The sequence below is a fragment of the Myceligenerans pegani genome, from assembly GCF_014892515.1.
GTDB lineage: Bacteria > Actinomycetota > Actinomycetes > Actinomycetales > Cellulomonadaceae > Myceligenerans > Myceligenerans pegani.
Window position 1 is genome coordinate 1 of the sequence record NZ_JADBGR010000109.1, and the last position, 12,810, is coordinate 12,810.

The following is a 12,810-nucleotide window of genomic DNA, read 5'->3' on the forward strand; positions in this document are numbered from 1 at the left end:
CGGTCCAGCACCACCGGCCGGTCCCCGACCGCAGAGACCTGCAACGTCGCGTTCTCCGGAACGCTGATGCGCTCGGTCTCGACCTCGCCGGGCACGCCGCGGCTGCTCGTCGGGACGATCGTCAGCTCGCCACCCTCGGCCGTCGTGGCGACGTACACGGTGCCGTCCGTGCCGACGGCGAGTTCGCCGCCGTGGCCGATCTCGGCGGTGGGTTCGAGTTCTTCCTCGTCGAACGCCTGCGCCCCGTCGAAGGGGAGCACCCAGAGGCGACCCGACTCGCCGTCGTACACGGCGGAGGTGGCGCCGCCCGAGGCGACCTGTGCGCCGGTGGGCAGCGCAAGGGTGCCCCCGAACTGCAGGTGGGCGGGATCGACGGGACTGGCCTCGGAGGCGCCGTCGTTGTCGAAGAGGACGCGGCCGCCGTCCTGCGACACGTCGAACGTCGTGGAGTTGGTGTCCATGATGCCGTCGATCGCGCCGGCCTCGAAGTTGTACCGACCGAGTTCGCCGTGACTCGCCCTGGTCACCCAGATCCCGGAGTCGTTCAGCACGACGTCCGCCGTCGCCTCGCCGTCGTACCAGAGCGCGAGACCCAGCAGGGCGCCCGAGAAGATGGTGACGACGCCTGCTGACGCGACGGCGCGCTTGTTCTCCATGAGGCGTGACACCAGGGACACGAGTCTCCTCCTCGACTACGACGTTGTGGTGGTCTGGCTGGGCGCGGGAACCCGCTCGCCGCGCTACCCGCTGCCGACCCGTCCGAATCATCTGGTTGGTCCACACCCAGATTCCAGAGTTCACCCTACAAGGAGGCACTGACACACGGACAGAAAAAACGGATGGGGAGATCTCCCCATCCGCAGGATCTACATAGTCCTGGGGTATATGAGAGTCACCGCCACCCGTCGATTCGGCTCTGCCCGAAACATCGGCGGCGCCGCTCTGGTGTACACCCGTCCAAGTTACCGGCCCGTCAGTTCTATCCGGCTGCCGACCTCCAGCCCCCATAGCTCGAAGCTCCCCGCCGGCGCCTCCAGGACGTCCTTCACCCCACGCCGCATCGCCGAGAACCCCCAGGGCCGCAGCACCTGCGCGTGCACCACTTCGCCCTCCCGGTCCAGCAGCGCGACGTCGAGCCGCACGCGCATCCACGCGCCGTGCACCGAGGAACAGGGGCGCAGGACCAGCGCCTCGGGGAGCTCGCGCCGGAACAGCAGCCCTCGCGCGCGGGTCAGCACCGTATCGGCGACCTCGGCCCGGGCGACCGGACGACTGTCGACGACGAGCATGCGCTGCTTCATCGCGCTCCTTTCCTGCTCACGACCGCGCGTTCGACGTGATTCACGCGCAATTTCTCGATCGGCGACGAACTTTTTACCATGCGGAGGCAGTGCGGGATAAGAGCGCGGCACCGCGCACCTCGCCGGGCACGTTCTCCACCTGTCACACACAGCGGAAAGCGCCTTCATCCGTGACCGATCGGGCGCCTGTCGTGTGCACTTCGTGACCGGTCTGCCGGCGTGGACCGGTTCCGGGCGGTCGGGAGTTCTTGGTGCGATTCCGGGATCGCTATCGTTTTCGAGCCGGTCCGCGCCGGCCCCTCCCCACCGGTCTTCCCTGCCCGCTTCCCCCGAATCGATGACCGTTCCGTCAGGCGCATGCTTGACGGTCAGCAACTCGAACGCCAGCATCCGTCATGGAGCCGCCGGAATGGCCTCGGTCACAGTTCCACGCTCGGCAGAGCAGCCAGGCGAAGCCAGGACGACGACTCCCCGGAATACGAGGCCCGCAGACCCGGGAATTCCCGGCCTCGGGTTTGTTAGTTCCACTAGCAAGCTGCGCTCCGGCTGCAAGTTCCAGCCGCAAGTTCCGACCACAGGTTCCGGCAAGGGTCCGGCGAACAGGAGGGGGACATCGTGCTCGTCGTCGCGATCGGCGCGCCGGACGGCGTCCACACCTCCGTCCACCGCGCCGACCCCACACTCGAGTCCGTGGTCGCCGCCATCCGCCGCCTCCCCGTGGACGACCTCGTCCTCGCCACCCGCGACGAGGAGTCCCGCAGGGTCGCCCGCTCCGCCCGCCTGGTCCTCGGGTCCGAGCGCCTCGCGCTGCTGCACCTCGACGTGCACCTCACCGCCTGGGCCGTCGTCCTCGCCGGCCTGACCACCCCCGCCCTCCCGGCGGCGTCGGCCCGGGCGGTGGCCGACGACGTGCTCTCCCACGTGTTCACCCGGGCCGTCGTATCGACGGTGGCCTCCCTGGAGAAGCCCGCGCCGACGTTCCGCCAGCACGCCGGCAGCCTCCTCCCCACGTCCGCGTTCGTGGTCGATCCCGGCCGCGGCACCGTGGGGCGGTTCCTCGGCCACCTCGGTGTGCCGGACGGCGAGATGATCGTCGTCGCCCGGTCCCCCAAGCCCGTCGTGCCCGAGGCGGACGGCCTGCTCCCCCACCCGGCCGACGTCGATCTCGGCGGACCGCACGGGCTCAGAGCGGCCGAGTGGCCGGCGCCGCGGTGGTTCGAGGTGTCGAGCCTGGACGCCCCGCTCACCTCCACCATCACCAACGTGGCCTCGGGGTTCTTCCGCTGGCCGGCCTGCGACGTCTGCGGCCGCGCCGCCCCGGAGTCGTGCCTGTTCTGCGATGTCGCCGCGCGGTCCGCCCGGACCGGTCCGCGCGGCGGCGTCGCAGGACCCACCCACCGTCCCGAGCCCTTGGAGGCGATCAATTGAACCCCCGGCAGCGACGTGGAGTGTTTCTCCTCGTCGTCACCTCCGTCCTCGCGGTCGCCGTGTTCGCCGGTGTCCTGTACTACGTGCGCACCGTGAGCACCCAGGTCGGCCCGATGACGACAGTGCTGCAGCTGAGCCGCGCGGTGGAGGCCCAGGAGCCGATCGAGCCGGCGATGCTGGAGGAGGTCGAGATCCCGGAGCGCTGGGCGCCGGAGTCGGCCCTCCACGACAAGGCGGAGGCGGAGGGTCTCGTCGCGGCCACCGCGTACGAGCGGGGCGCGATGGTCCAGGCCGGGATGCTCGTCGAGCGCCCGATCGTCGAGCCGGGGTTCCGCGAGGTGGCCGTCGTCGTCGACGCCGAGACGGGTGTGGCGGGCAAGGTGAGGCCCGGCGACCGGGTCGACGTCATCGCGACGATGCGGGCGAGTGGCGGCGCCAAGAACCTCGCCCGGGTGTGGGTGTCGAACGCGCTGGTGGTCGAGGTGGGGATCCCCACCACCGTCGAGGAGCCCGACGACATCGCCCCCAGCCGGGGCCTCCCGGTGACGTTCGCGCTGAGCACCGAGGACGCGCTGACGCTCGCCTACGTCGAGACCTTCTCCGAGAAGATGCGCATCGCCCTGCGCGGCGCGGGCGACGACGAGGACATCCCGTTCGAGAAGCGGACCTTCAACGGCACCGTGGCCAAGCCGGAGCAGAAGAAGCAGGAGGGCTGACCGTGGCCACCAAGGTCCTGCTCGTGACGGCGTCGCACGAGGTCCGCGATCACCTGGGACACGTGCTGTCCGAGTCGGACGGCTTCGAGCTGGCCGCGGCGGTGCCCGACACCCCCGGTGTCATGACGGCGCTGGACCGCCACCCCGATGTCGGTCTCATCGTCGTCGACGAGGCCGCCGACGACGGCCGGGGCCACGCCCTGACCCGCGCCGTCGGCATGGCGGTCCCGCTCATCGGCATCGTGATGGTCGTCGAGGCGCACAACGCGGCCGAGATGAGCGCGGCGATGGCCGCCGCCATGGAGGTGGGGGCGCGTTCGGTGATCGCCCGCAACGCCGGTCTGGAGGAGGTGCTCACCCGGTTCGAGTCCGTCGCGTCGTGGTCGGCGGTGGCCCAGGCCGCCGTCTCCGCGGAACGCACCGGCGGGCGCGGCGGGCGGGTCGTCGCCGTGGCGGGCGCCAAGGGCGGCGTCGGCACGTCCGTGCTGGCCCTCCTTCTGGCCCGGGCCGGCCGCACGGGTGACACCACGCTCGTCGACCTCGACGTCGGCGCCGGGGACCTCACCGCGTACTCCGGGGTCCGCACCCGCCGCTCGATCGTCGACCTGGCCGGTGTCGAGGGCGAGATCACCGGCCGCATGCTCCGGGAGACCACGTACGAGGTGCCCGGAGGCGTCCGGCTGCTCCCCGCCCCGGCCGACGGCGAACGGGGTGAAGAGGTCTCCGCCGCCGCGGTCCGGTCCGTCCTCGCGGGCCTCCGTTTCGAGTCGGACCTCGCGGTGCTCGACGTCGGCACCCACCTCGACGAGGCCCGCGCCACCGCGCTGGAGTTCGCGGACCGCGTGCTGCTCGTCAGCACCCCGGACCTGCCGTCCCTGCGATCCGCCCGCCGGGCGCTCGCGCAGTGGGAGCGCCTGGCCATCCGTCAGCCGACGTCGGTGGAGCTGGTGCTGAATCGCCGCACGTCGAAGGACGAGATCACGCCCCAGCTCGCCGAGCGCATCGTGGAGCGCCCGGTCGCGTTCACGGTGCCCGACGGCGGTGCCGCGTTCGCGGCCGCGGTCAACACCGCCACGCTGCTGGAGTCCCCCACGCCCGTGCACAAGGCCGTCGCCGAGGTGGGAGCGGCCGCGATCCGCGAGGAGGCCACCGCCGCGCCGTCGGACACGCCGGACGGTCCCACCGAGGTGGAGGCGCTCGTGGCCGGCTCCGCCCGCCGCCCGCACCGCCGCGACCGCAAGGCCGGCGAGAAGGACGGCAGAAAGCGGGACGACCACCGGTCGGCGCGCCGCGACGCCGCCCGGGAGGCGGGCCAGGCGACGGTCGAGCTGCCGGTGTTCGTCGCCATCGCCCTGATGACGATCCTGCTGTGCATCCAGGGCATCGGCTGGGCCTCGGGCCTGCTGGCCGCCCGCGCCGCCGCGCAGGAGGGCGCCCGCACGGCCGGCATCGTCGGCTACGACTACGACGAGGGCCCGGGCCCGATCGAGGACCCGCATCGCGCGCTCCTCGAGCACCGCATCCGCGACGACGTGCGGGACCGCCTGCCCGACGCGATGCGCGACGCGGTCCGTGACTCCGACATCGCCATCTCGCCCGACGAGGTGAGCGTGCGCGTCACCGTCCGGACGATCCTTCCCGGCGTGGAGCTGTCCGCGTCCTCGACCGCCCCCGTGTACTCGGAAGGCTGAGATGACTCTTCCCACCCCAGAGCGCAAGGCAGAGAACGGACCCGAACCGCGGATCCGGACGGCCCTCGTGGCCGACGGCGGGACGTCGGCCCTCCGACGCGGGGCCGACGGCGGCCGGAGCGGAGCCGACGGCGGTCAGGCGGCCGTCGAGCTCGTCGGCATCGTCTTCGCCGTGGTGCTGGTCGCACTGCTCGCGATCCAGGGCATCACGGTCGCGCAGACCGCGTCGATCACGCAGGAGGCCGCCCGGAACGGCGCCCGGGCGCTGAGCCTGGGGAACGACTGGCGTGCCGTGGTGGCGGAGCAGATTCCCGACGGGCTGGAGCTGGAGGACGCCGAGTCCGACACCTCCGGCGGCACCGCGCGCGTGCGGGTGACCGTGTCCGCGCCCCTGGGGCTGGGCGAGGTGGCGGTCACCGACGTCTCGCTCACCCGCTCGGCCGAGTTCCCGATCGACGGTCTGCCCGACGTGACCGACGACGCCGAGCCGGCCCCGGCCGACGGACCCACCGGGGAGGACGGCTGATGGCCCTGCGCGACCGCCTCGCCGCCGACGAACGGCACGACGAGGACAACGACCTCGCCAAGGTCTACCGCGAGCGCCTGCTCGAGGAGATCGATGTCGACGAGCTCTCCCGGCTCGCCCCGGCGCAGCGCAGGGTCCGGCTGGAGCGGGTGCTGTCTCGCATGCTGTCGGTGGACGGGCCGGTGCTGTCGGCGCGCGAGCGCAGCGCGCTGGTGCAGCGGATCGTCGACGACGCGCTCGGGCTGGGTGTGCTGGAACCGTTGCTGGCGGACGAGTCCATCACGGAGATCATGGTGAACGGGCCGCAGGACGTGTTCGTGGAGCGGTACGGGAAGGTGGAGCGGGTGCCGACGCGGTTCCCGTCGTCGGACCAGCTCTACCAGACGATCGACCGGATCGTGTCGCAGGTGAACCGCCGGGTGGACGAGTCGTCGCCGATGGTGGACGCGCGGCTGCCGAGCGGTGAGCGGGTGAATGTCATCATTCCGCCGCTGGCGCTGGACGGTCCGACACTGACGATCCGGCGTTTCCCGACGCCGTTCCGGATGAGCGAGCTGGTGGACCGGGGCACGCTCGACCGGCACACGGCGGCGCTGTTGGGCGCGTGCGTGCGGGCGCGGCTGAACGTGGTGGTGTCGGGCGGTACGGGCTCGGGGAAGACGACGTTCCTGAACGCGTTGTCGGGGATGATTCCCGAGCACGAGCGCATCGTGACGATCGAGGACGCCGCGGAGCTGTCGCTGCAGCAGGGGCATGTGGTGCGGCTCGAGTCCCGCCCGGCGAACGTCGAGGGGCGTGGCGCGGTCAGCATCCGCGACCTGGTGCGCAACGCGCTGCGCATGCGGCCGGACCGGATCATCGTCGGTGAGGTCCGTGGCGGCGAGACGCTGGACATGCTGCAGGCGATGAACACGGGGCACGACGGGTCGATCGCCACCGTGCACGCGAACACGGCGCGGGACGCGCTGGGCCGGCTGGAGACGCTGGCGTCGATGAGTGAGGTCGAGCTGCCGGTGGCGACGCTGCGCGATCAGATCAACTCGGCGATCGACGTGGTCGTCCACCTGGAGCGGGCGCAGGACGGCTCGCGTCGTGTGGTCGAGGTGCGGGCGGTGACGTCGCGGCGGCGTGAGGAGTACGCGCTGACGCCGCTGGTGGAGTTCGTGCCCGATCCGATCGGTCCGGATCGCGTCGTGACCGGCCGGTTCGTGCCGTCGCAGCCGCCGGGCGACCTCGTGGAGCGGTTGCGCCGCGCGGGCGAGAGCGTGCAGGGGCCGACGGCGGTGGTCGCGGGGTCGGTGGCGACAGCGGTGTCCGCGCCGACGCCGGTGTCCCGGCCGGCAACACCATCCGGGCCGACGGCGCCCCGGGCCCTGCACGACGGAGGTGACCCTCGATGATCTTGCTCCTCGTGGCCGCGGGCCTGCTCGTGACGCTGATGATGGCCGCCGCCACCGTGGCGACGTGGGCGAGCAACGCGGAGGTCGAGCGGCGGATCGTGGAGTCCGCCGAGCTGGACGGCAAGCGGCGCGTCGGCGTGTTCGTCCGGCTCGACGAGCGGCTGCAGCGCGTCCGCTGGGGTCGGCGCCTGCAGTCCCTGCTGGCCGGTTCGGGTCTGGCGGCCTGGTCGCCGTCGATGTTCCTCGCGGCGACGACGGCGGCGGCCCTCGCCGTCGGGCTGGTCGTGCTTCCTCTCTTCGGCCGTGCGACGGCGGCGCTGGCGGTGCTGTTGGTCGTCGTTGCCGTGCGGAGCTGGCTGGAGCGGCGCCGTAAGCAGCGCGTGGACCGCTTCGTGGCGCAGTTGCCGGAGCTGGCGCGGCTCCTGGCGAACGGTGCGTCGGCCGGCCTGGCGGTGCGCCGCTCGCTGGAGATGGCGGCGGACGAGATGCCCGAGCCCGCCCGGTCGGAGGTGGCGCAGGTGAGCGCCGAGATGGCGCTGGGCCGGTCCTTGCAGCAGGCTCTCGACAGCCTGAGCGACCGTCTGCCGTCGCGGGAGCTGTCGGTGCTGGTGCAGACGCTGTCCATTCAGGGGCGGGCGGGGGGCGCTCTGGTCACCGCGTTGTCGGGGATCGGGAGCACGCTCGAGGAGCGGCGCCGGCTCCGCCGTGAGGTGGCCACGTCCACGATCGGCGCCCAGTTCTCCGGGTACACGGTGATCTTCCTGGCGTTCGGGGCGGTGGCGCTCATGAACGTGTTCAGCCCTGGTGTGGTGGACGAGATGATCACCAACCTCGTCGGCCAGCTCGTGCTGCTCGTCGCGACCGGCCTGTTCGTCTTCGGCTACGTGCTGGTCCGTCGCCTGGCCAAGGTGGAGGTGTGACGTGGGGCGCAGTGGACGGTACGGGCCGAGGAACGAGGCACGTGCCGGGAACGGAGTCCCAGGAACACACACCGACCCAAGGAAGCGAGGTGTGACGTGTTCGGCATCCTGATCGCGCTTGCCGCCGCCGGCGTCGCCGTGCTGGGCATGACGGGGTACCGCCTGGTGACCAGTACGGGCCTGGAGGACGTCGAGGCCGAGTACGCGCCCGAGGAGGTGAAGCGGGCACGCGGGTTCGCCGCCCTGCTCGACGTGCTCGGGTCGCCGTTGCAGCGCACGGCGGTGCGCCTGCGCGGGCGGTCCCGCCTGCAGCGACTGGACACGGTGCTGCGCCGGGCCGGGCGGCCCGACGGCGTGACGCTGACGATGTTCGTGCGCCGCGAGGCCGCGCTCGTCCTGCTGGGAATTCTCTTCGGCCTGCTGTTCGCGCTCCAGGGCTACTGGCAGATCGGCCTGGTGCTGTTCCTCGCCCTCAGCACCTGGATGCGCGTCTGGCTGCACCTGGAGGCGAACAAGCGGCAGCAGCAGGTCGACCGGGAGCTGCCCGACTTCCTGGACGTGCTCGCCGTGACGGTGACCGCCGGGCTGGGCTTCCGCCAGGCGCTGGAGCGCGTGTGCGAGTTCCACGGCGGCGCGCTGGCCGCGGAGATGCGTACCGCTCTGCGGGAGATGAACGTCGGCTCGTCCCGCCGTCAGGTGTTCGAGGCCCTGCGGGAACGCAACAGGTCCCGTGCGGTGGGCACGTTCGTCACCGCGCTGCTGCAGGCCGAGGAGTTGGGTGTGCCGCTGGCCGAGGCGCTCACCTCGATCGCCGCCGACGTCCGCCGCGAGCACGCGGAGAACGTGCGCCAGCGGGCCGCCCGCGCGGCGCCCATGGTCTCGCTCGCCGTCACCGTCACCATCCTGCCCGGCGCGCTGATCCTCATCGTCTCGGCGGTCCTCATCGCCAACGCGGGGGTGCTCGGTGGGATCTTCTGAGCGGACCCCCCGGCCGCGGCGCGGCATGAACGTGGCCGCCCAGCGAGCGATCGGTCCCGCGGTGCGCCTCCTGTGCCAGGTACGGCTCGTGGTCCTCGCGTTCGCCCTCGTGCTCGCCACGCTCGACGGCACCGGCTGGCTCGGGGTGTTCCTCGTGGTCCTCGCCGCGCCCTTCTCCTTCGTGCCGGCGCTGAACTGGGAATCGCGCGGCCGGGTCTACGCCCGGAACGGCATCCTGCTCGCGTCCGACATCGTGGTCGCCGTCGTCGCCCTCATCCCCCTCGCCGGGTCTCCGCTCCAGGCGGTCTACGCCGCCGCGACCGCCGCGCTCTGGGGCCTGTTCGCCGGCCTGCGCCTCGGTCTCGTCATGGCCGTGCCCCTGTGCCTGTTCCAGATCACCGCGTACGAGCCCTCGTGGCGCGGCTTCGTCACCGGCGTCTCCGGCGCCGCCCTCACCGCCGCGATGGCCTGGACGGGAACGATGCTCGGCCGGCGCCTGCGGAACCAGGCCGTCACCACCGCCGAGCTGTCGACCGCGCGTGAGCACGAGGCCGTCCTTGCCGAGCGGCTGCGCCTGGCCCGCGACCTGCACGACACGGTCGCCGGAGATCTCGCCGGCCTCTCCCTCACGACGCGCGGCCTCGCCGACCGTCTGGAACGGGAGGGCGCCGCTCCGGGCACCGTCGACGTGGCCCGCCGGCTCAGCGACGCCGTCCAGACCGCGCACCGGCACACCCGGAGCGCTCTCGGCGAACTGCGCGACGACTCCCGGGGCGTGACCGGGCCCGTGAACGAGATCGCCCGGCGCTGGTCGGAACGCACCGGGATCCCCGCGAACGTCACCGTGCGCGCGGGCGCGGACGAGATCATCGGTCCCGGACGCGCCCGGCACATCCGCGCCGTGATCACCGAGCTCCTGGAGAACATCCGCAAGCACGCGGACGCCTCCCGCGTCGACGTCCTCGTCACCACCACCGGACTGGCGGCCGAGCTGCTCGTCACCGACGACGGCCGCGGCCTTCCCGACGACGTGCCCGCGACGAGCGGGTACGGCCTGCGCGGCATCCGGGAACGGGCCGCGTTGTGCGGCGGCGACGTCATCTGGGCACCAGCGCCCGGAGGCGGGACGGCCGTGCGCGTTCTCCTGCCCGCCGAGCCCGATCACCCGGCGGGCGACCCCACGGACGACGCGCCCGGCGTCGTGCCCCGTCAACCGCCGCGGACGCCGCACGTCCACGGCGGACGCACCGCGGAGGTGTTCTGATGCGAATCCTCGCCGTGGACGACAACCCGATCATCCGGATGGGCCTGAGAACCCTCCTGGAGGGCGCCGAGGGCGTCACCTCGGTGATCGACACCGGCGACCCGGAGGAGGCCGTGGCCCACGTGCTCGCCGGCTGGGTCGACGTCGTCCTCCTGGACGTACGCATGCCCGCGGTCAGCGGCCTCGAACTGCTGCCCCGGCTGGCCGGCGGCGCGACCGTGGTCATGCTGACGCACACCGACGACCCGGCGACCGTCGCCGAGGCGATGGCCGCCGGCGCCGCCGGGTACCTCGTGCACGGTGCGCTCGAGCCGAACGCCATGGTCGACGCCATGCGCCTGTGCCAGGGCGGGAGCCAGGTGGTCTCCGGCGTCACGGCCGGATCGCCCGCGGTCGGGCACGATCCCGTGCCCGGGCACGACCCGTCCGTGCGGGGCCTGCTCTCGCCGCGCGAGGCGGAGGTGATGGACCTCGTCGCCGACGGGCTGTCGAACGGCGAGGTGGCGCACAGCCTCTTCGTCTCCGAGAAGACCGTGAAGAACCACGTGAACAGCCTGTTCGCGAAGCTCGGTGTCACGACGCGGAGCCAGGCCATCGTCCTGTGGCTCCGACGGGGCCACGGCCCTGTCCCGGATAGGCCTGGGGACCCAACGAAGACGGGCCCTGACCTGGGACCTCATGCCCTGGGAAGGGGCACCGTCCCTCCATAGATTCGTCCTCGTGCTGCGGTGGAGTTCCGCAGCCGGGACCAGAACCGCAACGTGGAGGAAGTCATGCACAAGCTCATGGAGAAGGCGATCGCGGCCCGGGTGGCACTCACCGCTCACGCCGACCGCCTCACCACCCGCGCTCGCGGCGATGAGTCCGGCCAGGGCACCGTCGAGTACGTCGGCGCCATCCTGCTGGTCGTGGCCATCGTCGGTGTCGTCATCGCCGCCAACAACGAGGTCGGCAAGGCCATCGTCACGCAGCTCACCAACGCCGTGAACGACATCGGCGGCGAGGGCGGCGAGTAACGGACAACCAGAAAGCCACGGAGGAAGTCGATGCGTCGGACCGCACTCACCATGCTCATCGCCACCCTGGTGGGCGTGTCGACCGGATGCGGGATCCTCGGACCCGAGGAACCCGCTCCCGACGGCGGAGCGTCGTCCGGCGCACCGGCCCCCACGACCCCGTCCGAGGACTCCGAGCCCTCGGACGGGGTCGTTCCCGTGGACACGGCCTGGGCCGGAACCCAGCTGCACCTCGCGGTGCACCCCATCGAGACCGACGGCGACCACGCCGTCCTGCGCTACGACATCACGGCCACGCCCGACGATCCTTCCGGATCCCCGATGTGGTCGACGCTCGCGCTCAGCTTCGGCGGGCTCGGCAACTCCGTCACGGACGGCCGGGGCGTCCGGCTCTTCGACACGGGAGCCGGCCTCGTCCACCCGGTCGCCCAGACGGACGACGGCGGCCCCGCGGCCACGATCGAGCGCGGCGACGGCGACGGCGCCACCCTCACGGGCACCGGCACGGCGGTCTTCGCCGCACCCGAGGGCGACACCGCCGACGTGCTGTTCCCCCGGTTCGGCGCCGCGCTCGACGTCCCCGTGATCGACGCCGGGGAGAGTTTCGCCGACGCCGCCGACCTGGTCGGCGGCGTCGATGACGCGGAGACCCGAAGGCTCCGCGCCTTCACCCGTTCCTACGACGAGGAGTCGTCGACCTCCGCCGAGGAGGACCGGGTGACGGTCACCCTCGCGTCCGACGTGCTCTTCGACCCGGACGAGCACACCCTGTCGAAGAAGGCCCGGGCCGTCGTCGACCGGGCGGCCACGTCGATCACGAACCAGGCCGACTCCGGCGATGTGCACGTCGTCGGGCACACCGACGACGTCGACTCCGACGCCTACAACCAGCAGCTCTCCGAACGCCGCGCGGCGTCCGTCGCCGACCGCCTGGAGGCCGCGCTCGGCCACGAGTACACGATCACCGAGGAGGGCCGGGGCGAGTCCGAACCGGTCGCGGAGGGCACGAGCACCGAGGCGCGAGCCGCGAACCGCCGTGTCGAGATCGAGTTCCAGGGCCACCTCGTGGTGGAGCACGACGCCGGCGGTCTGCCGGAGACGGACGCTCCGACCGTCGACAACGGCCCGGTCACCATGACGAGCCTCGGCGGCGAGTACGCGGTGGAGGTGACGTCGATGGTCCGCAGGCCGGGGGCGATCGTCGGGACGCTGACGGCCGAGCGGACCAGCGGGGACTCGACCGATCCGGCGTGGTTCCTCCCCGCCAACAACAAGGTGGTGGGCGATCGGAAGTTCGGTACCGCCGCCGAGGCCTCCGGAGCGCACAACCTCGCCCTGCTCGGTGCGTCCGAGCGCGTCCTGCCGTTCGACTACGAGGCGCGCGGGGTGATCGAGGACTTCCCGCTGCGGCGGCTCCTCGGGAGCGAGGAGATCCCCACCCTCGACACGGGCCGCAGCACCCGCATCACGGTCGTCTGGCCCGACACCGGCCAGGACACCGTGACCGTCGATGCCCCGGACCGCTTCCGGATCACCGGCATCCCCGTGACCGAGGGGACAGGAGACTGAC

General features: G+C 72.3%; 12 protein-coding genes and 1 pseudogene. 11 read left to right on the forward strand and 2 right to left on the reverse strand.

The window, feature by feature from the left end; translation table 11 throughout:
• Positions 1-677 (reverse strand): annotated as a pseudogene (locus IIE03_RS23010) (Ig-like domain-containing protein); the annotation flags it as partial.
• 285 nt (positions 678-962) lie between these two features.
• Entirely contained in the window at positions 963-1,301 is a 339-nt protein-coding gene (locus tag IIE03_RS23015; RefSeq protein ID WP_192865127.1) for a DUF192 domain-containing protein, read from the reverse strand.
• 615 nt (positions 1,302-1,916) lie between these two features.
• Between IIE03_RS23015 and IIE03_RS26950 the strand changes: the two genes are divergently transcribed.
• The 11 genes from IIE03_RS26950 (at position 1,917) to IIE03_RS23070 (ending at position 12,809) form a co-directional block, all read left to right on the forward strand.
• On the forward strand, positions 1,917-2,729 hold the full coding sequence (locus IIE03_RS26950) for a hypothetical protein (protein ID WP_192865129.1): 813 nt from the start codon (positions 1,917-1,919) through the stop codon (positions 2,727-2,729).
• A gap of 20 nt (positions 2,730-2,749) precedes the next feature.
• Positions 2,750-3,445, forward strand: a complete 696-nt coding sequence (cpaB, locus tag IIE03_RS26955) for a Flp pilus assembly protein CpaB (protein ID WP_192865130.1) — start codon at positions 2,750-2,752, stop codon at positions 3,443-3,445.
• A gap of 2 nt (positions 3,446-3,447) precedes the next feature.
• On the forward strand, positions 3,448-5,136 hold the full coding sequence (locus tag IIE03_RS23030) for a P-loop NTPase family protein (protein ID WP_192865131.1): 1,689 nt from the start codon (positions 3,448-3,450) through the stop codon (positions 5,134-5,136).
• 1 nt (position 5,137) lies between these two features.
• Positions 5,138-5,662 carry a TadE family protein gene (locus IIE03_RS23035; protein WP_192865132.1) on the forward strand — a complete coding sequence of 175 codons (525 nt, stop codon included), beginning with the start codon at positions 5,138-5,140 and terminating at the stop codon, positions 5,660-5,662.
• A complete protein-coding gene (locus IIE03_RS23040) occupies positions 5,662-7,062 on the forward strand; it encodes a CpaF family protein (RefSeq protein ID WP_225998233.1) in 1,401 nt (466 codons plus the stop codon). Before IIE03_RS23035 ends, IIE03_RS23040 begins: the two co-directional genes overlap by 1 nt.
• Entirely contained in the window at positions 7,059-7,982 is a 924-nt protein-coding gene (locus tag IIE03_RS23045; RefSeq protein WP_192865133.1) for a type II secretion system F family protein, read from the forward strand. The genes IIE03_RS23040 and IIE03_RS23045 overlap by 4 nt, the downstream gene beginning before the upstream one ends.
• 96 nt (positions 7,983-8,078) lie before the next feature.
• Positions 8,079-8,960 carry a type II secretion system F family protein gene (locus IIE03_RS23050; protein ID WP_192865134.1) on the forward strand — a complete coding sequence of 294 codons (882 nt, stop codon included), beginning with the start codon at positions 8,079-8,081 and terminating at the stop codon, positions 8,958-8,960.
• A gap of 25 nt (positions 8,961-8,985) precedes the next feature.
• A complete protein-coding gene (locus IIE03_RS23055) occupies positions 8,986-10,224 on the forward strand; it encodes a sensor histidine kinase (protein WP_192865135.1) in 1,239 nt (412 codons plus the stop codon).
• The gene (locus IIE03_RS23060) at positions 10,224-10,934 is read left to right on the forward strand and encodes a response regulator transcription factor (protein WP_192865136.1); all 711 of its coding nucleotides are present in this window, start codon (positions 10,224-10,226) and stop codon (positions 10,932-10,934) included. The genes IIE03_RS23055 and IIE03_RS23060 overlap by 1 nt, the downstream gene beginning before the upstream one ends.
• Before the next feature lie 63 nt (positions 10,935-10,997).
• Entirely contained in the window at positions 10,998-11,240 is a 243-nt protein-coding gene (locus IIE03_RS23065; RefSeq protein ID WP_192865137.1) for a hypothetical protein, read from the forward strand.
• Positions 11,241-11,270: 30 nt separating this feature from the next.
• Positions 11,271-12,809 carry an OmpA family protein gene (locus IIE03_RS23070; protein ID WP_192865138.1) on the forward strand — a complete coding sequence of 513 codons (1,539 nt, stop codon included), beginning with the start codon at positions 11,271-11,273 and terminating at the stop codon, positions 12,807-12,809.
• Position 12,810 lies beyond the last annotated feature (1 nt).